Source organism: Salinivibrio sp. ML198 (genome assembly GCF_001996015.1).
GTDB lineage: Bacteria > Pseudomonadota > Gammaproteobacteria > Enterobacterales > Vibrionaceae > Salinivibrio > Salinivibrio siamensis.
Genome location: NZ_MUEZ01000016.1, coordinates 72,160 through 90,646, shown reverse-complemented (window position 1 = coordinate 90,646; position 18,487 = coordinate 72,160). Strand labels below are relative to the sequence as shown.

The window sequence follows — 18,487 nt, the reverse complement described above, 5'->3', positions numbered from 1 at the left end:
CCGAACTCAGTAGTGAAACGAAGCAGCGCCGATGGTAGTGTGGGGTCTCCCCATGTGAGAGTAGGACATCGCCAGGCTTTGATTACAATTGATTAAAGCAAAGAGATATAAGTCTTTAGTCATACAGAATTGGTGCGGAGTGGTAGTTCAGTTGGTTAGAATACCGGCCTGTCACGCCGGGGGTCGCGGGTTCGAGTCCCGTCCACTCCGCCACTACTTAGAAGCCCTGCTAATTTTAGTAGGGTTTTTTTGTTATTGGCAGGTTCGCCCTGCGGGCGAATGAGTCCCGGTTGCCCGCAACCCCGGCCCTCCGCCACTACTTAGAAACCCTAGCTGAAAAGCTGGGGTTTTTTGCATTTAAGCCCCAGCATCATTGTGTTGGGGCTTTTTGTGTTTATCGCATGACATCGAGTAGGGCGTTGAGTAAAGGCTCTTTAACGCGGGCGGCTTTACAACAAAGGCCCAGTTCGAGAGGTTGCACAATTTCTTGGCGTAATCGCTCAACCTTGTCTTTTACTGGGCTGTTATCAATCACTACATCGGGCGCGACACCAATACCACAGCCCAATGCCACCATACTGACAATCGCCTCATGGCCTGCTATTTGTGCGTAGACGTTTGGCTCGATACCTTTACTGGTCAACCATTGATCAGCGAGTTCGCGCGCTGTCCCTGCTTCGGGCAAGATTAATGGTGTGTGCTGCCAGTCAATGGCTTGTAGGTCAATGCCACTGCTGGCCATTGCCGGTGCGATAACCGACAAACTGACTGTATCAATCGGTTGAAACACCAAGCTGGATGACAAGCGTTTGGGTTTAGCGGCAATGGCAATGTCGGCGCTATTGTCTTGCACCTTCTCTTCTGCTTGGGCGGGATCGCCAGTCAGAAGCTGTAGCTCGATATTTGGGTATTGTTGACGAAACCGCGCGAGGAGCTCAGGTAAATGGCTATAGCTTGCAGTGACCGAACAAAAGAGCGTGAGCTTACCGCCGAGCAAAGAGGCATGTTCATTGATACTGGCTTTAGTGGTGTGCCAAAGCTGAAGAATATCGCGTGCGACGGGAAGCAGCGTTTTACCTGCTGGGGTGAGATCGACCGCTTTATTGGTGCGAATAAACAGCGGCTGACCGATATCTTCTTCAAGACGTTGGATGATTCGGCTCAAGGCTGAGGGGCTGACGTGCATCGCTTGTGCGGCCCGGGTGTAGCTTTTGGTGTCACAGAGATGGAGGAAGCCCGTGAGTTGCTTTGCATTCATGATTTTATTGTTGCTGTAATTGCAATGTTATATTGTGAATATATCACTTTAGGCAATATAGTGGTTAGGGTAGTATCAAAAATACGCGGTGAAAACACACCCAATCACGGATTTGAATCAATGGAGCACCCCATGGCGAACTACTTTAATACCCTGAATTTGCGTCAACAATTGGGACAATTAGGCGTATGCCGATTTATGGATCGTGACGAATTTTCCACCGAGGCCGAATTTCTCAAAGGTAAAAAAGTGGTGATTGTCGGCTGTGGTGCGCAAGGGCTCAACCAAGGCTTAAACATGCGCGACTCGGGTCTTGATGTGGCTTATGCACTGCGACAGGCTGCCATTGATGAAAAGCGTCCTTCTTATCAGAACGCGGCTGAGAATGGATTTGAAGTGGGTAGCTACCAAGATTTGATCCCACAGGCAGACTTGGTGATTAACCTTACACCAGATAAACAGCACTCCAATGTCGTCGAAACCGTGATGCCACTGATGAAAGAGGGCGCCGCGCTCGGTTACTCACATGGTTTTAATATTGTCGAAGTCGGTCAGCGTATCCGTGAAGACATTACTGTGGTTATGGTGGCACCTAAGTGTCCGGGTACCGAGGTGCGTGAAGAATATAAACGCGGCTTTGGTGTGCCGACGCTGATCGCTGTCCATCCAGAAAATGATCCTAAAGGTGAAGGCTTTGAGATTGCGAAAGCGTGGGCAGCTGCAACCGGTGGCCACCGTGCTGGCGTACTTGCCTCTTCATTCGTGGCAGAAGTGAAATCCGATCTGATGGGCGAACAAACCATCCTGTGTGGGATGCTGCAGGCAGGCTCGGTCGTTTGCTATGAGAAAATGATCGCAGAAGGTGTTGAGCCAGGTTATGCGGGTAAACTGATTCAGTATGGTTGGGAAACCATTACGGAAGCGCTAAAGTTCGGTGGCATCACTCACATGATGGATCGCTTATCCAACCCAGCGAAGATCAAAGCTTTCGAGCTATCGGAGTCGCTTAAAGAACTGATGCGCCCCCTCTATAACAAACACATGGATGACATCATCGCTGGCCATTTCTCCGCGACCATGATGGCCGATTGGGAAAACGGCGATAAAGACTTGTTCACATGGCGTGAAGAAACCGCACAGACCGCGTTTGAAAACTATCCCGAGTCGGATGTAAGCATCAATGAGCAGGAGTTCTTTGATAACGGTATTTTGATGGTAGCTATGGTGCGTGCAGGGGTCGAGCTTGCTTTTGAAGTCATGGTGTCATCTGGCATTATCGAAGAATCAGCGTATTACGAGTCATTGCATGAATTGCCTTTGATTGCCAATACTATTGCGCGTAAGCGCTTGTACGAGATGAACGTGGTCATTTCCGATACGGCTGAGTACGGCAACTACTTATTCGCAAACGTGGCGACACCGCTGCTGCGCGAACACTTTATGCCAACAGTGAGCGCAGATGTGATTGGTAAAGGGCTTGGAGAAACCTCTAACCAGGTCGACAACGCCACCTTAATCGAGGTCAATGACCGTATCCGCAACCACCCAATTGAGTATATCGGTGAGGAATTGCGCGGCTATATGACCGATATGAAACAAATTGCGCTCGACAAATAAAAGCGCGGATCGTTTGAGATAACGCGGAAGAGAAGCCTGGCCTGAGGGTCAGGCTTTTTTATATCTGCGTGGGTTATTCTTGGTTATCTGTCGATTGACCCACTTTTGTTTCCATGGCATCCAGCTTGGCTTCGAGTTCGGTGAGCTTTTGACGGGTGCGCAGTAACACCTGGGTTTGTACATCAAACTCCTCACGGCTTACTACATCCAGCTTAGTCAGTTGGCCTTGGATGGCTTGGCGCACACGGCTTTCCATATCCGTGCCTAACTCTTTAACAGGCTGAGGCATGGCGTCGTGAATTTGCTTGGCCATTTGCTCAAGTTTTTTGGGGTCAAACATGGAATACTCCTTTATTAACTGTCTTTATTCTATGTAAATACGCACAGCTTGTCGAAAGGATGATAAAAGAAAAGGGCCCGAAGGCCCTTTGGGTTAGTGTGATGCGCGATAGTCTTCATCGAGCTTATCAAGTTCATCGTCTTCGACAAACACAGGCAGTGGTTTGTGCTTGCTGGCCAGGTAGGTGTAAATCACTGGCAGAACGAATAGCGTGAATAACGTACCGATAGCGAGACCCGCTACGATCACAATCCCGATGCTAAAGCGTTGCTCGGCGCCTGCGCCGGTGGCGAACATTAGCGGGATGAGGCCTGCAATCATCGCGGCAGTGGTCATTAAGATCGGACGCAGACGAATTTTGGCCGCTTCTTTTACCGCGTCCATTCGGCTGGCTTGATGATGCAGTTGCTGCTCTTTAGCCACCTCACAGATCAGAATACCGTGTTTGGTAATCAGACCTATCAAGGTTATCAACCCGACTTGTGAGTAGATGTTCATTGATGACAGCCCCCACGCGAGAGCAATTAAGGCACCACAAATCGCAAGTGGCACAGAGACCAAGATCACCAGTGGGTCGAGCAAGGATTCAAACTGAATCGCCAGTACCAGATAAATGATCGCTAAGGCGAACAAGAAGGTGGCATACAGCGCGCTGCCTTCTGTCACGTATTGGCGAGACTCACCGAGGTAATCGTGCTGATAGCCTTTAGGCAACTCTGCTGCCTTGCTTTCGAACCAATCCACCGCGGTACCCATGGTGACACCGGGCGCAGATACCGCACTGATGGTCGCAGCGTTTAGCTGATTAAAGTGCGGGAGTGAGCGAGGCTCCGCGGTGACTTCAATGTCAATCAGCGAGCCCAGCGGAATGGAATCACCGTTGGCCGCACGAACATAGTAGCTCTCAATGGACTCAGGGTTGAGGCGATATTTACGCTCCACTTGCGGGATCACCTCATATGAGCGGCCATCAAAGTCGATACGGTTGACGTAGCCATCCGCCATCATGGTGCCAATGGTGGCGCCAATATCACGCATCGTCACGCCATATGACCCAGCTTTGTCTTTATCAATGCTGATATTCATGGTGGCCGAATCAAAGTTAAGGTTCAGCTCCGAATAGACGAAGTTCGGGCTAGATTGTACCTCGGACATAATTTCGGCGGTCACTTGATAGAGACTTTCGAAATTATTCGGGGTCGTCACCACAAATTGGATCGGCAAGCCGGAGGAGGCACCGGGCAGTTCTGGCATTTCAAAGGTGGTGACCTTCATACCCGGAATGTCTTTCACTTCGTCAGCCATGCGTTTTACCACTTCGGACTGACTGGCTTCCCGCTCACTCCAAGGCACCAGTGAGGCGATACCAAACGCTTGATTCGATTTCGGCACCCCAGAAAAGACCTGAGAAAAGGCCACTTCTGGTTGTTCGTCGAGCTTTTGGTTCACTTCCGCCATGCTGTTTTGGATGTAATCTAGGTTAGCCGTCGAGGGCGCCGTCCCCATCATGACTACCACGCCTTTATCTTCCGATGGTGCGAGTTCACTGGGGATAAAATTAAATAGCACGGGTAAAGAGGCAAAGACGATGACCGCAAAAGATACCACCACAGGACGGCGTTGCATCACCTTACTAAGAAGATGAGCATACTTGTCGGTCATTCCATCCAAGAAGCGGTGAACGGCAAGTTCAAAGCGACTTGGCTTGGCGTTGGCTTTCAGCATGGTCGAACACATTACCGGTGAGAGTGTTAATGCGACAATCCCGGAGACAAACACTGCCCCAGCAAGCGTTAACGCAAACTCTTTAAACAGCGAGCCGGTGATCCCGCCCATCATGGCGATAGGGGCATACACCGCCGCCAACGTCAGTGTCATGGAGATAACTGGCACGGCAATTTCCCGTGTACCAATAATGGCCGCGCGGAAAGGGGACTCTCCCAGCTTGATATGGCGGTCGATGTTTTCCAATACCACGATCGCATCGTCGACCACCAAGCCGATAGCCAGCACCATCGCCAGCAGGGTCATCAAGTTCAGTGAGAAGCCAATCATTTCCATCACCAGCGCCACACCAATCAGGGATAGCGGAATGGTGATAATAGGGATAATTACCGCGCGGAATGAGCCCAAGAACAGGGTGATCACCACCAACACGATCAGTGCCGCTTCAATGATGGTTTTGATCACCTCATTGATGGACTCATTGATTGCATTAGATGAGTCATACAGCACATTCATCTCGATATTGCTTGGCATGTTGCGCTCAACTTCCGGCAACATATCCATGACGTCAGCGGCAATATTGATGGGGTTAGCCGACGGGGTGGCATTGATCGCGGCGACAACCGCCTCAGAGCCATTGGCCAGTGCACGTACCCGATCATGGCTTTTCTCGAGTGAGACCTTAGCGATGTCTCCGAGGCGTACGACACGACCATCTTGGGTATCCACCACCAAGTTACTCAGCTCTTCAGGGGTGGAGACCTGGGTATCGGCACTGCCGTTATAGATCATAAAGGTACCAATCGCCTGACCGGTGGCCGACTGGTAGTTGTTGGCATCAAGCACGGACATCACGTCGGTGGCCGCCAGCTTAAATGCCGCCATTTTCTCCGGATCGAGCCACACGCGAAGGCCATACTTCACCCCGCCGTAAAGGTCGATTTTGGAAACACCATCCACGGTAAACAGCTGAGGTTTGACCACGCGTTCGAGGTAGTCGGTGATCTGACTGGAGTCGAGCTCGGGTGAGGTAAAACCAACATACATCACCGCGGTGGTCGAACCGGTCGACATCGATACTGACGGATCTTCGGCTTCAGCGGGGAGCTGAGCACGCACCGAGTTTACCTTGGCGAGAATATCGGCCAAGGCGGCATTAGGGTCGGTATTAAGCTTCATATTGACCGTAATGGTCGAAGAACCAAGCACCGACTCTGAGGTCATAAAGTCAATATTATCAGCTTGGGCCACGGCTTGTTCGAGTGGCGTCGTAATGAAGCCCTGAATCAAGTCGGCGCTGGCGCCATAATAGCTGGTTGTGATGGTGACCACGGTATTGGTCATTTCCGGGTATTCCCTGACTTGCATCTTAAATAAAGATTGCAGGCCGAGCAGCGCAATCAGAATACTGATTGACGCGGCTAGCACGGGGCGCCGGATAAAAATATCAGTAAAGCGCATCACATCCTCGTCTTACAATTGAGGTAATTGTTCTGGTGGTGTGAGAGCGTCGTTTTCGACGATTTTCACTTTGGAGCCATTGCTTAACCGCACTTGGCCGGAGGTGACGACCTGATCGCCAGGCTGCAGACCTTCGATAATGCGTGCTTGATGGCCACGACGCTCACCGACTTTGAGCACTTGTTGGAACGCGCGTTTTTCCCCTTCTTCTTCGCGGATCACGTACACACTTTCCCCGTACAAGGTGAAATTAATCGCGGTTTGATCAATCACGATTTGCTCTTCAATGGTAGGTAGAACGATATCGGCACGGGCAAACATCCCTGAGCGCAACTGACCATCGTTATTCGGAATATTCGCTTCCACCTTGATAAGACCACTCTGGCTGTTGACCGCAGGCTCAATGGCACTGATAGAGCCGATGAATTCCTTTTCAGGATACGCATCGACAGTAATGCGCAACGGCTGGCTCAGACGGATTTTAGAAATATCTGTTTGTGGCACGGTAAAGCGCAGCTTCATCACCGAGGTATCCTCGAGGCGAGCAATATCCGTACCTGGCTGCAAGTATTCACCTAAGAAAACATCACGCAGGCCAATCACACCATCGAAGGGTGCTTGGATATTACGACGGGCAATGGTGGCTTTCAGTGCGTTAATGTCAGCTTGTAGCGAACGATAATTGGCCTCGGCTTCATCCAGCGCTTCTTTAGAGATAGAGCCTTTAGCAAACAGTCCTTGGTAGCGTTTAAACTTGGCTTCCGCCGCCGGTAGGCGCGCTTGGGTGCTGGCTAAATTGGCTTTTTCAACGCTCGAGTCGAGCTCGACCAGGTTTTGCCCACGCTCAACGGTTTGGCCAGACTCAAAATTAATCACATCGACGACACCGGCAATTTGGGTGGTTAAGGTGATCCCTTGGTTAGGCTCAACAAAACCAATGGCGTCAAGCGTTGGTGTCCAAGGCTCAGCCTCAACCGTCACCGCGGTGACTGGGTGGGTGGGCTCTGGCATGTTTGCCATATACTCTGCAATCTTTTGCTGCTTGAACAGGTTAAAGCCAATCACACTGCCAAACAGCAGCAGCGCGAGGATAACCATAAAGAAAAACCATTTTTTCATCGAAGTAAGCTCCGAACGTCGTTAGTGAAGAGAAATTGCATCCCAGCAAGCGTGGATCGCATCTGCGATAGCATGACTGTCCAGGGTTATAACACCCCGAACCTGTTTGCGAGCTAAACAAAAAGCGGGTTCGAGTCCCAAGGTGATTAATACCTCATCATCGAGGGGCTTGAGCACGCCTTGTTGCTTACCTTCTTGAAAGACTTGATAAAGGTCGGAGAAGGCATCTCGCTCCCGCTGAGCGTGTAACTGGTCGTCCCGTGGCAGCGCATCAAACTGGTCTCGAGACAATAGCAGATGATCGCGTTGTAGCATCATGGTCCAAGTATTGCGCCATAAGCGTTCAAACTGACGTTTGAGTGTTGGCTCATCCTTGACCCCTTGCTGGATATGGGTCGCACACTGCATCATCAGGTGTGAAGACAGTTGGCGAAGCAAATCATCCTTGTCTTTGAAATAGCGATAAATGGTCCCTGCAGCGACGTGTGCTTGTGTCGCCACTTGTTGCATTGAGACTTTATCGAGCCCGACCGTCGCGATTAATTGCTCGGTCGCGGCAAAGATTTGCGTACGTTTGTCCATAGATAATGCACCAAGCAATGAATGAACGTTCATTCATTTTAGAGGTTTTTTCGCGCAAATGACAAGCATAAAGTGTAGCAAGCAAAATGCACTCTGCTGCGGTGAGATAGACATCAGTTGGATTCGCTCTACAATGCTCATTCAGCCACTGATGAGGTGTTGTCACCATGAAACTTAACCCCGCGCAATCCGATGCCGTACGACATATCTCTGGACCTTGCTTGGTCTTGGCAGGGGCCGGCTCGGGAAAAACACGTGTCATTACCCATAAAATTGCCTATTTGGTTCAGCAATGTGGCTATAAAGCGCGCCATATCGCTGCGGTAACCTTTACCAACAAAGCGGCACGCGAGATGAAAGAGCGGGTAGCACAAAGTTTAGGAAAGCAAGAGTCGCGTGGTTTGATGGTGTCGACCTTTCATACCTTGGGCCTCAATATCATTCGGCGAGAATATAAAACCTTGGGGCTCAAGGCAGGCTTTTCGCTGTTTGATGATCAAGACCAATTAGCTTTGTTAAAAGCCCTGACCGAACAAGAGTTGGATAACGATAAAGATTTGCTCCGTCAGTTAGTGCATACCATTTCCAACTGGAAAAATGCCATGTTGGGGCCGGATGAAGCACTGGCTCAGGCGCAAGGCGAGCGTGAGCAACTGTTTGCCGCCTGTTACGCGCGCTACCAAAAACAAATGCGTGCGTATAACGCGCTGGATTTTGATGATCTCATTTTGATGCCGGTCGCGCTACTTAGCCAAAACCAAGCCGTACGCGAGCGGTGGCAAGCGCGCATTCGTTATTTATTGGTCGATGAATATCAAGATACCAACACCAGTCAATATCAGTTAGTGAAGCTGCTAGTGGGTGAGCGTGCACGTTTCACGGTGGTCGGGGATGACGATCAGTCAATTTACTCGTGGCGAGGGGCTCAGCCGAAAAATCTGGTGTATCTTCAGCAAGACTTTCCGCGTTTGCACGTGGTGAAGTTGGAGCAAAATTACCGCTCAACCAGTCGCATCCTCCGCGCGGCCAACATCTTGATTGCCAATAATCCCCATGTATTCGAAAAGACCTTATTTTCTGCTTTACCTGATGGCGACATGCTCAAAGTATTGACGGCCAATAATGAAGAACATGAGGCGGAGCGCGTGGTCGGCGAGCTGATAGGCCATCGTTTTCTCGGACGTACCCAATACAAAGATTACGCCATCCTATATCGCGGAAACCACCAATCGCGTTTAATCGAAAAAGCGCTGATGCAAAACCGCATTCCTTACAAGATCTCGGGTGGGACGTCGTTTTTCTCACGTGCAGAAATCAAAGATATCATGGCCTATCTGCGCCTGCTCACGAACCCCGATGATGACAACGCGTTCTTGCGAGTCGTTAACACGCCACGACGTGAGATTGGCCCTGTGACGTTAGAGAAACTCGGCAGTTATGCCAACCAACGCGGAAAGAGCTTGTTTGCGGCAAGCTTCGAGCTCGGGCTTAGTCAACATTTATCGGGACGTGGTTTGGCGTCGCTACAAGCGTTTACCCGCTGGGTGGTAGAATTATCCGATCAAGCCGAGCGAGGCGATACCGTGGCGGCGGTGAGGGCGCTTTTGCGTGACATTCACTACGAAGAGTGGCTGTACGAAACGTCTTCAAGCCCTAAAGTGGCTGAAATGCGGATGAAAAACGTCTCACAGCTTTATAGTTGGATTGTCGCCGACTTAGAAGGTGATAACCCCGATCAGGTCGAACGCAGCTTAAGAGAGGTGGTTCAGCGCCTTACACTACGTGACATGATGGAGCGGGGGGAAGACGATGATGACGCAGACCAAGTCCAGTTGATGACCTTGCATGCCTCCAAAGGGCTCGAATTTCCTTATGTCTACCTGATTGGCATGGAAGAAGGTTTATTGCCGCATCAGTCGAGCATTGATGAAGACAATATCGATGAAGAGCGGCGTTTGGCTTATGTCGGACTGACCCGTGCGCAAAAGGCGCTGACCTTTGTAGTGTGTCGAGAACGGCGTCAATTTGGTGAAGTGATTAAACCTCAGCAAAGCCGCTTCCTGGAAGAGCTTCCTTTTGACGATGTGGAGTGGGAGTCGCAAAGAAAGCCTGTTTCACAAGAAGAGCGGATGGAGAAAGGGCAAGCCGCGATCGCCAACCTAAAAGCCATGCTGGATAAAAACAAATAACGCCGCAAGGGCGGCGTTATTGTCACACTGGCAATGCGCGGCGGTATTAAAGTGCGTCGAGCATGTGCTCGATGGCCGCCACAATCTCATCATCCGAGCAATCCATACACGTCCCTTTGGCAGGCATCGCATTAAAGCCGTTGATAGCGTGCGTGGTCAGCGTTTCCATGCCTTTATCGACACGTGGCCCCCAAGCGGCGGCATCGCCTGTTTTGGGCGCGCCGGCTGCGCCTGTGCCGTGACACGCGGTGCAGTAGGTGTTGTAGACCTGCTCGCCGCTGCGTGGGCCACTCGGCTCTGCGGCGGCGGTTTGCGTTGGCGCTTCGCCGTCAATATACACATCACCAACCGGGGCAATGCGTTCAGCAATAGCGGCTTTTTCTTGCTCAGACACTTCTAGCGCTTGCGCAGCAGAAGCAAATAACAGGGCCGCCACGGTGGCAACCATAATTTGACCTAGACTTTTTCCCTTTGCGCTCACAATGACACTCCCACATTACTGGTGGCTTAACGCCTTTTTTATCTTATTTGCCGCCAACCTAAGGGGGTGAATCAATCAAGGGTGATTCGGTTGCGGCCTGTCAGTCTCGTCTTAACGGATTTGCCAACGTTGCTGGGTTAACTCCGTGTAAAGATTAGGTGATTATAGCGCTTTAGATTGTTACGTTAAACCGTTATAGTAGAGACCTTACTGACGATTTCTACGCAATTTGTTGAAAAAGAGACCAGTCAGTAAAAAAATTAAAAAAAGTGCTAGACGGCTGGTGGTGATATCCGTAATATTCGTCACCGCCAACGGGGCAAGCGCCCGTAGCTCAGTTGGATAGAGTGTTGGCCTCCGAAGCCAAAGGTCACAGGTTCAAATCCTGTCGGGCGCGCCATTCCGGGGATAAAGGAAATTGGCAAAAAATCAGTGGTGGCTGTAGCTCAGTTGGTAGAGCCCTGGATTGTGATTCCAGTTGTCGCGGGTTCAAGTCCCGTCAGCCACCCCATTATTTTCGCTAACAGCGAATATGTCGGTGAATAGCGCAGTTTGGTAGCGCATCTGGTTTGGGACCAGAGGGTCGGGGGTTCGAATCCCTCTTCACCGACCACTATTACAAACCCTAGCCTAACGGCTGGGGTTTTTTTGTTTATGCCTGTTCGTTGGAGAGCGAGGGTCGGGGGCCGGAAGCCGGCCCAACGGAAGCCCGGTCGCGCGGTAGGCCGCCCCATCGAATCCCTCTTCACCGACCACTATTACAAACCCTAGCCTAATGGCTGGGTTTTTTTTGTTTGGCCCTCCTCCCTATGACCATGTCTTTACTCCTCAAGCTTCCCTGTTATGGGACGGCTTTATATCGCTTTGCGAGTACGTGTTGATGATTCTTTTCTCTACGTGGCGACGTTGAGAGAGGATAAAATGCAGAAATTAGAACTCTATCAAGATTCTGATAGATAAAAAGTCACCAATCAGCAATAAAAACCACACCTTTTGATGTGACTGCTATACCTATCATTGTGTGGTTCAAAAAACTGCCTTTCATTTATTAAGTAATCAATTAACTCGACAAACGCGTTTTTTTTGGTACTTATCGCTGTCATTGTTTACACGCTGTTAAATAACTTTGCTTTATTCTATGCGCGATTTGCTTTAAAACAGGGGAAAGCGTAATACCTTATATCTTTATGATATGAAGTGTATTTTTTGTTTGACGCTTGGGTACACAATCGTAGCCAAGTGAATGAATATTCGAGCCGACTGTGTCATTATGGCATTTTCTGCTGTGATGTTGATTTTTTGTGAAATGTTTGCCAGATTAAATCCGCATCTCTCCGAGGCAAGATCATATCACCTTGTTTTGGTAAGGAAGTCGATCGTCACCTAAGACGATATCAAGGATGAAAAATGTCACTGCTAGAAGTAAATAATCTACGAATAGAGTACCCGTCTCGCCATGGCGTTCACGCCGCCGTGACGTCATTGTCATTAACGATTGAGCGCGGTGAGATTGTTGGCGTGGTGGGTGAGTCTGGGGCGGGCAAGTCCACGGTCGGTAATGCCGTGATTGATTTGCTCAGTCCGCCGGGTCGCATTGCCAGTGGCGATGTGTATCTGGACGGTAAAAAAATCTCCGGGCTAACCCCCAACGAAATGCGCAAAGTGCGCGGTGATAAAATTGGGTTTATCTTTCAAGACCCGATGACCTCCCTGAATCCGCTGTTTACGGTCGAGCAGCAGCTTACCGAAACCATTTTGACCAACTTGAATGTGACGCAGCAACAGGCCTATCAGCGCGCGCTTAATTTAATGGAGCAGGTGGGGATCCCTGAGCCAGAGCTGCGCATCAAACAATACCCCCATCAGTTTTCCGGCGGGATGCGTCAGCGCGTGGTGATTGCGGTTGCGCTGGCCGGGGAGCCGGATCTCATCATTGCCGATGAGCCGACCACGGCGTTGGATGTGTCCATCCAAGATCAAATCCTTAACCTCATCCGCGACTTATGCCAAAAGAAAAATGTTGGCTGTATGCTGGTCACCCATGATATGGGCGTGGTCGCCAATGTGACCGACCGTGTCGCGGTGATGTATCGTGGTGATTTGGTGGAGCTAGGCACCACCCAGCAGGTGTTAGGTGAGCCTCAGCATCCTTACACGCAAAGTCTCATTTCAGCGGTGCCACGCTCTGATATCAAGCTGGACCGCTTTCCGCTGGTCAATTATATCGAGGAAGCCGGTGAAACCCTTGAGCTTGATGTCAAGAATCACTGGCTGGGGCAAAGCCAAGATCAGCGCGCTTACAGCGGTCCGCTACTGCAGGTGAAAGATGTGTCCTTGCGCTTTATTACTAAGGATTCTCTCTTTGCGAGCCGCCGCGAATACGTCCAAGCCTCTGATCATGTCAGCTTTGACGTGGTTGAGGGGGAAACCTTTGGTCTTGTCGGTGAGTCGGGCTCAGGAAAGTCGACCATTGCGCGCGCGATCACCGGGCTTTATCCGCCCAACACGGGGCAAATCATTTTTGAAGATATCGATCTGACTGCGATTAAAAACGAACGCGCCCGACGTCCTATCCGTCGCCAAATGCAAATGGTGTTTCAAAACCCGTATTCATCCATGAACCCACGGATGAAGATATACGACATTATCGCTGAGCCCATTCGTTTTCACCGTTTGGCCGAAAGTGAGTCTCAAATCCGCCAAATCGTCGGCGACTTGCTTGATCACGTTGGCCTGGGTCGCGGCGCAGGGATTAAATATCCGCACGAGTTCTCTGGGGGGCAACGCCAGCGTATTTCGATTGCTCGCGCATTGGCGACGCGTCCGCGTTTACTGATTTGCGATGAGCCGACATCCGCGTTGGATGTGTCAGTACAAGCGCAAATTTTGAACCTGCTCAAAGATCTGCAGGACGAGCTCAATCTCACCATGTTGTTTATCAGTCACGATTTGCCGGTGATTCGCCAAATGTGTGACCGCATTGGTGTGATGCGCAAAGGCCAGCTGTTAGAAGTGGCACCGACAGAGCAACTGTTTACTAACCCACAACACGAATATAGCCGTCAGCTTATCTCATTGATGCCAGAGTTTAAGGGAATGAGCACGGAAGGTTTGCAACCGGCATAGCACGCTATGTCGACGCGGCATTGCGCCGCACCTCATCCATGATGCAAACACAGCAGGGGGCAACCCCTACGCATAAAGGAGCTATGCAATGAAAACAATGAAGAGCAAGATTGCCGTGGCGCTTATGGCCGCCGGCCTGAGCGTTAGTGCCGCGGCTGCAGATATCACCGTCGCGTATGATGCGGATCCGGTTTCACTGGACCCTCATGAGCAGCTTTCCGGTGGTACGCTACAGCTATCACACATGGTCTTCGACCCCTTGGTCCGCTTTACCCAAGAGATGGACTTTGAGCCTCGCCTCGCCACGTCTTGGGAGCGTATCGATAATGAAACCGTGCGTTTCAATCTTCGCGAAGGCGTGACGTTCCATTCCGGAAACGCGTTTACTGCCGACGATGTGGTGTGGACCTTTGATCGTTTGAAATCATCCCCCGACTTTAAAGGGATTTTCACCCCAATCGTTGATATCAAAAAAGTCGACGAGCACACGGTGGATGTGGTGACGGACGGTACCTACCCGCTGGTAGAAAACGTCATGACCTACGTGTTCCCGATGGACAGCAAGTTCTACAGTGGTGAGACAGAAGACGGCCGTGATAAATCTGAGCTGAAGAAAAATGGCTCAACCTATGCGTCGACACACCTGTCAGGCACCGGGCCGTATGTGGTTGACGAACGTGAACAAGGCGTGGTTGTCGAGTTTGACCGTAATGAGAATTACTGGGACAAAGACAGCGAAGGCAATGTGGATAACATCACGCTGCGTCCGATCAAAGAAGATGCCACCCGCGTCGCGGCGCTGCTGTCTGGTGATGTCGACATGATTGCGCCTGTTTCTCCTAACGACTATCGCCGTATCGAACGTGCCGACGAGCTGCAATTGGTGACCATGCCAGGGACGCGGGTCATCACCTTCCAAATGAACCAGAGTGTGGTGGATGAGTTTAAAGATCCACGTGTTCGCCAAGCGGTGGCTTATGCGGTCAACAACGAAGGTATCGCGCAGAAGATCATGAAAGGGGCGGCCACGCCCGCGAGCCAGCAAAGCCCAGTCGGGTATGCAGGCTATAATCCTGATCTCGAGCCACGTTATGACCTGGCGAAAGCGAAAAAACTGATGGAAGAGGCCGGTTACCCAGATGGTTTCTCAATCACCATGATTGCCCCTAACAACCGTTACGTGAACGATGAAAAAATCGCTCAAGCGGTGGCGGCAATGATGGCGAAAATTGGTATCAAGGTTGACTTGCAAACCATGCCAAAAGCGCAGTACTGGCCTGAGTTTGATAAGTGCGAAGCGGGCATGCAGATGATCGGTTGGCACCCAGATACAGAAGATTCTGCCAACTTCACCGAGTTCCTCACCATGACACGTGATGCGGACACCGGTAAGGGTCAGTATAACTGTGGCCACTACTCGAACAGCGAAGTGGATAAGCTGGTGATGGAAGCCAACTCAGAAACGGATCTGGAAAAGCGTAGTGCGATGCTGCAAAAGGTCGAGAAGATCCTGTATGACGAAGCGGCCTTCTTACCTCTGCACTGGCAAGATCCATCATGGGCAGCCAAAAATAACGTTAACATCGAGCCGATCGTTAACGGTATGAACTTCCCTTACTTCGGCGATCTAGTGGTCGAGTAATGGACTAAAACAGGGCCCCAACCGCTGGGGCCCTGATTATCCAATCGCTTAGAGGCACACATGGTAACGTTTTTAGTCAAACGTCTGGTACAGGCACTGATTGTGATGTTTGTCATCAGTCTGGTGGCGTTTGCTATCCAAGACAACCTCGGCGACCCCTTGCGGGAGCTGGTGGGGCAATCAGTATCAGAAGCGGAGCGTGATGCGCTGCGTGATGAAATGGGGCTTAACGATCCCTTCTTAACCAAATATACCCGCTTTGTAGGCAAGGCCCTACAAGGGGATTTAGGCAATTCTTATTTCTTTAAGCGTCCAGTCGTGGACGTCATTTTAGATAAATTGGTGGCAACGCTAGAACTCGTGGCGGGGGCGGCACTGATCATTGTCGTGGTGTCGATTCCACTCGGGGTGTACTCGGCGATTCACCCCAATAGCATGCTCACCAAGATAATCATGGGCTTTAGTATCGTGGGTATCTCGATACCTGTCTTCTTGACCGCGATTATGCTCATGTATGTCTTCTCGATTGAGTTGGGCTGGCTGCCTTCTTATGGGCGTGGAGAAACGGCCAATTGGCTTGGCTGGGAGTCCGGCTTTTTCACCCTGGATGGCTTAGCACATTTGGTGCTGCCCTCCGTGTCGCTGGCATCCATCATGCTACCTTTGTTCATTCGCTTGGTGCGCTCTGAAATGCTGGAAGCCTTGGGAACCGAGTATGTGAAATTTGCACGTGCTAAAGGGTTGCCCGAAAACAAGGTTTATTATCAGCATGCGCTGAAGAACACCATGCTGCCGGTGGTAACGGTTGGTGGTGTGCAAATCGGTACTATGATTGCGTATACCATTTTGACCGAGACCGTCTTTCAGTGGCCGGGGACGGGCTTTTTGTTCCTTGAAGCGATTAACCGTGTAGATACGCCGTTGATTACCGCTTACGTGATTTTCGTCGGGCTGATCTTTGTGGTGACCAACACCATTGTCGATCTGCTGTATGGCTTGATTAACCCAACGGTTAACTTAACCGGCAAGGAGGCGTAAGCGATGACACAAGCGAATACAACACCAAGTCGTTGGCAGCGCTTCTTGGACTCTGACTTCTTCTACCACTTTAAGCGTGACAAGGTGGCGATCGCTAGCTTCACCATTTTCATGGTGTTCTTATTGCTCGCGGTCTTTGCGCCCTTAGTGTCCCCAACCAATCCCTATGATTTAATGGCGATTGATATTATGGACTCTGAGCTCCCCCCTGTCTGGATGGAGTGGAGCGATCCGCGCTTTTTGCTCGGCACGGATAACCAAGGGCGAGATATTTTGTCGACCATTATTTATGGTTTGCGGATCTCTTTGACCATAGGTTTGTGTGCCGTCGGCCTGCAGTTGATTCTGGGGACGGTGATTGGTCTGAGTGCCGGCTATTTTGGTGGCCGCATTGATAGCTTTTTTATGCGTATCGCCGATATCCAGCTGTCTTTCTCGACCATGATGGTCGCTATTATTGTCTCAGCGATTTTTAAAGCCAGCTTTGGCAGTGAGTTTTATAGCCAATACGCGATTTTAATGCTGGTGGTGATTATCGGGATTGCCGAGTGGCCACAGTATGCGCGGACCATTCGTGCCTCTGTCCTGGCAGAAAAGAAAAAAGAATATGTGGAAGCAGCGCGAGTGATGGGTTTCCGCTCGCCACGGATCATGTTCCGTCATATTCTTCCCAACTGCTTGTCGCCCATCTTGGTGATTTCAACCGTGCAGGTTGCCAATGCGATTATGTCTGAGGCGGCACTGTCTTTCTTGGGGCTGGGGATGCCTGTCGATCAGCCATCACTAGGCTCATTGATCAGCATCGGTTTTAATTATATTTTCTCCGGCGCGTGGTGGATAACCGCCTTCCCAGGTATTGTGCTGGTCTTACTGGTGCTAGTGATCAATTTGCTCGGCGATTGGCTACGAGATGTTTTCAATCCCAAAATCTACAAAGGGTAAGGAAAATGGCTGCGTTCGCAGCCATTTTTTTGATGGCTGTCTGACAGCTTGGTGATCCCTTGCTTGAGTCAATGTGTGACTTTGCTTAAGCTGAGCAGATTAGATTATCAAGGGAGCGACTCATGGGGCGGTGGCGAGGTTTGGCTGTCAGTGTGGTAGCAGTGTGGGCAATTAGTGCGCCAGTGCGCGCAGAACAGAACCCTTGCGCCATTATCGACCGCCAACAAGGCTGGCCAATCATTGGCGAGACATGTGATATCGGACAAGGGTTGTGGGGCAATCAATCTCCGGATCCGCAGAGCACGGCGTTTTGGGTGCAATGCGGCGCCACGCAAGGCGTGCCATCACGCCAATTCTATCAGTCTCTGCGTCAAGGCTTACCGGACTTGCCGTTTCAAGTGCAGGTGCGTGAGGGCCGAGGACGTTGCTTAATTGGTCCGTATCCTAACCTAGACGTGGCTCAGTTGGTGCTAAAACGGGTTCGTCAATTTGGGCCAACCAAGCAGGCGGTATTAAGACAAACCCGTCAGCCATTGTCGCAACCGGCCGTGATCCGCTTACCGCCGCTGTCTCAAACCCAATCGACCTCGGGAGCTGAAAAGTCGGCGCCGATGGAAACGGCGATTACCTTGAGCCATTTTGGCTTACCAGAGCCAGAAGCTGGCGATAAGCAATACACCGAAAAATCCATGAGTTGGTTGCGTGTCCCTTATGCGCAGGCGGCACCCCGCTGTCAACGTGAAGGGATGGTGTTGGCCTCCCAGCAGGAATTGGTGCAAGTGGCGCAGGCGACAGATCAGCTCCCCATGCGCTTACCGTACTGGGTACAAGGCGCCAAGGGCGTAGATGCTCGAAGTGGCAAAGTGGTGACACGTAACGCCGATGCGGCGCTCAATGTCTTGTGTAAAAAGCGGTAGTCGCTATCCGCAATAATAAGACGCCCCGCAGTGCGGGGCGTTTTTTCTCA

General features: G+C 50.9%; 13 protein-coding genes and 4 tRNA genes. 11 read left to right on the top strand and 6 right to left on the bottom strand.

Translation table 11 applies throughout. The annotated features are described in order from the left end of the window. The first annotated feature begins 136 nt into the window (after window positions 1–136). Window positions 137–213, top strand: a tRNA-Asp gene (locus tag BZG25_RS12180). 181 nt (window positions 214–394) lie between these two features. Here BZG25_RS12180 and ilvY read toward each other — a convergent pair. Beyond that, window positions 395–1,258, bottom strand: coding sequence for an HTH-type transcriptional activator IlvY (ilvY, locus tag BZG25_RS12175; protein ID WP_077579527.1), 864 nt, complete (start codon window positions 1,256–1,258; stop codon window positions 395–397). Between the two features lie 132 nt (window positions 1,259–1,390). Here ilvY and ilvC point away from each other — a divergent pair, with 132 nt between their 5' ends. Beyond that, window positions 1,391–2,875, top strand: a complete 1,485-nt coding sequence (ilvC, locus tag BZG25_RS12170) for a ketol-acid reductoisomerase (protein ID WP_077579526.1) — start codon at window positions 1,391–1,393, stop codon at window positions 2,873–2,875. A 73-nt stretch (window positions 2,876–2,948) separates the two neighbouring features. Here the strand turns inward: ilvC and BZG25_RS12165 are convergent, their stop codons facing one another. The 4 genes from BZG25_RS12165 to BZG25_RS12150 form a co-directional block, all read right to left on the bottom strand. Then, window positions 2,949–3,215 carry a ubiquinone biosynthesis accessory factor UbiK gene (locus BZG25_RS12165; protein WP_077579525.1) on the bottom strand — a complete coding sequence of 89 codons (267 nt, stop codon included), beginning with the start codon at window positions 3,213–3,215 and terminating at the stop codon, window positions 2,949–2,951. A gap of 93 nt (window positions 3,216–3,308) precedes the next feature. Beyond that, window positions 3,309–6,401 carry a multidrug efflux RND transporter permease subunit gene (locus BZG25_RS12160; RefSeq protein WP_046074486.1) on the bottom strand — a complete coding sequence of 1,031 codons (3,093 nt, stop codon included), beginning with the start codon at window positions 6,399–6,401 and terminating at the stop codon, window positions 3,309–3,311. A 12-nt stretch (window positions 6,402–6,413) separates the two neighbouring features. Then, window positions 6,414–7,520: an efflux RND transporter periplasmic adaptor subunit gene (locus tag BZG25_RS12155; protein WP_046074485.1), complete on the bottom strand. Its 1,107-nt coding sequence runs from the start codon at window positions 7,518–7,520 to the stop codon at window positions 6,414–6,416. A 21-nt stretch (window positions 7,521–7,541) separates the two neighbouring features. Further along, window positions 7,542–8,102, bottom strand: a complete 561-nt coding sequence (locus BZG25_RS12150; RefSeq protein ID WP_077579524.1) for a TetR/AcrR family transcriptional regulator — start codon at window positions 8,100–8,102, stop codon at window positions 7,542–7,544. Between the two features lie 167 nt (window positions 8,103–8,269). On the opposite strand from BZG25_RS12150, the gene rep reads away from it, so the two are divergent. Further along, window positions 8,270–10,291, top strand: coding sequence for a DNA helicase Rep (rep, locus tag BZG25_RS12145; RefSeq protein ID WP_077579523.1), 2,022 nt, complete (start codon window positions 8,270–8,272; stop codon window positions 10,289–10,291). Between the two features lie 46 nt (window positions 10,292–10,337). Here rep and BZG25_RS12140 read toward each other — a convergent pair whose 3' ends face one another. Next, complete coding sequence (locus tag BZG25_RS12140; protein ID WP_046074482.1) at window positions 10,338–10,772, bottom strand: cytochrome c5 family protein; 435 nt, start codon at window positions 10,770–10,772, stop codon at window positions 10,338–10,340. A 323-nt stretch (window positions 10,773–11,095) separates the two neighbouring features. On the opposite strand from BZG25_RS12140, the gene BZG25_RS12135 reads away from it, so the two are divergent. From BZG25_RS12135 to BZG25_RS12100, 8 genes are all read left to right on the top strand, one after another. Next, window positions 11,096–11,172 (top strand) — tRNA-Arg (locus BZG25_RS12135). A gap of 35 nt (window positions 11,173–11,207) precedes the next feature. Further along, window positions 11,208–11,283: transfer RNA gene (locus BZG25_RS12130), tRNA-His, on the top strand. A gap of 25 nt (window positions 11,284–11,308) precedes the next feature. Beyond that, window positions 11,309–11,385: transfer RNA gene (locus BZG25_RS12125), tRNA-Pro, on the top strand. A gap of 794 nt (window positions 11,386–12,179) precedes the next feature. After that, window positions 12,180–13,898, top strand: coding sequence for an ABC transporter ATP-binding protein (locus BZG25_RS12120; protein WP_046074481.1), 1,719 nt, complete (start codon window positions 12,180–12,182; stop codon window positions 13,896–13,898). An 88-nt stretch (window positions 13,899–13,986) separates the two neighbouring features. After that, window positions 13,987–15,540 (top strand): ABC transporter substrate-binding protein, encoded by a 1,554-nt coding sequence (locus tag BZG25_RS12115; protein WP_046074480.1) that lies wholly within the window; start codon window positions 13,987–13,989, stop codon window positions 15,538–15,540. A gap of 60 nt (window positions 15,541–15,600) precedes the next feature. Further along, window positions 15,601–16,578 (top strand): ABC transporter permease, encoded by a 978-nt coding sequence (locus BZG25_RS12110; protein WP_046074479.1) that lies wholly within the window; start codon window positions 15,601–15,603, stop codon window positions 16,576–16,578. A 3-nt stretch (window positions 16,579–16,581) separates the two neighbouring features. After that, window positions 16,582–17,520, top strand: a complete 939-nt coding sequence (locus tag BZG25_RS12105) for an ABC transporter permease (RefSeq protein WP_077579522.1) — start codon at window positions 16,582–16,584, stop codon at window positions 17,518–17,520. 122 nt (window positions 17,521–17,642) lie between these two features. Then, window positions 17,643–18,437, top strand: a complete 795-nt coding sequence (locus tag BZG25_RS12100) for an SPOR domain-containing protein (protein ID WP_077579521.1) — start codon at window positions 17,643–17,645, stop codon at window positions 18,435–18,437. Window positions 18,438–18,487 lie beyond the last annotated feature (50 nt).

What these genes read in the sequence shown, in the direction of transcription:
- ilvY (WP_077579527.1), bottom strand. Translation starts at nt 1,258, where the DNA reads ATGAATGCAAAGCAACTCACGGGCTTCCTCCATCTCTGTGACACCAAA.
- ilvC (WP_077579526.1), top strand. Translation starts at nt 1,391, where the DNA reads ATGGCGAACTACTTTAATACCCTGAATTTGCGTCAACAATTGGGACAA.
- BZG25_RS12165 (WP_077579525.1), bottom strand. Translation starts at nt 3,215, where the DNA reads ATGTTTGACCCCAAAAAACTTGAGCAAATGGCCAAGCAAATTCACGAC.
- BZG25_RS12160 (WP_046074486.1), bottom strand. Translation starts at nt 6,401, where the DNA reads ATGCGCTTTACTGATATTTTTATCCGGCGCCCCGTGCTAGCCGCGTCA.
- BZG25_RS12155 (WP_046074485.1), bottom strand. Translation starts at nt 7,520, where the DNA reads ATGAAAAAATGGTTTTTCTTTATGGTTATCCTCGCGCTGCTGCTGTTT.
- BZG25_RS12150 (WP_077579524.1), bottom strand. Translation starts at nt 8,102, where the DNA reads ATGGACAAACGTACGCAAATCTTTGCCGCGACCGAGCAATTAATCGCG.
- rep (WP_077579523.1), top strand. Translation starts at nt 8,270, where the DNA reads ATGAAACTTAACCCCGCGCAATCCGATGCCGTACGACATATCTCTGGA.
- BZG25_RS12120 (WP_046074481.1), top strand. Translation starts at nt 12,180, where the DNA reads ATGTCACTGCTAGAAGTAAATAATCTACGAATAGAGTACCCGTCTCGC.
- BZG25_RS12115 (WP_046074480.1), top strand. Translation starts at nt 13,987, where the DNA reads ATGAAAACAATGAAGAGCAAGATTGCCGTGGCGCTTATGGCCGCCGGC.
- BZG25_RS12110 (WP_046074479.1), top strand. Translation starts at nt 15,601, where the DNA reads ATGGTAACGTTTTTAGTCAAACGTCTGGTACAGGCACTGATTGTGATG.
- BZG25_RS12105 (WP_077579522.1), top strand. Translation starts at nt 16,582, where the DNA reads ATGACACAAGCGAATACAACACCAAGTCGTTGGCAGCGCTTCTTGGAC.
- BZG25_RS12100 (WP_077579521.1), top strand. Translation starts at nt 17,643, where the DNA reads ATGGGGCGGTGGCGAGGTTTGGCTGTCAGTGTGGTAGCAGTGTGGGCA.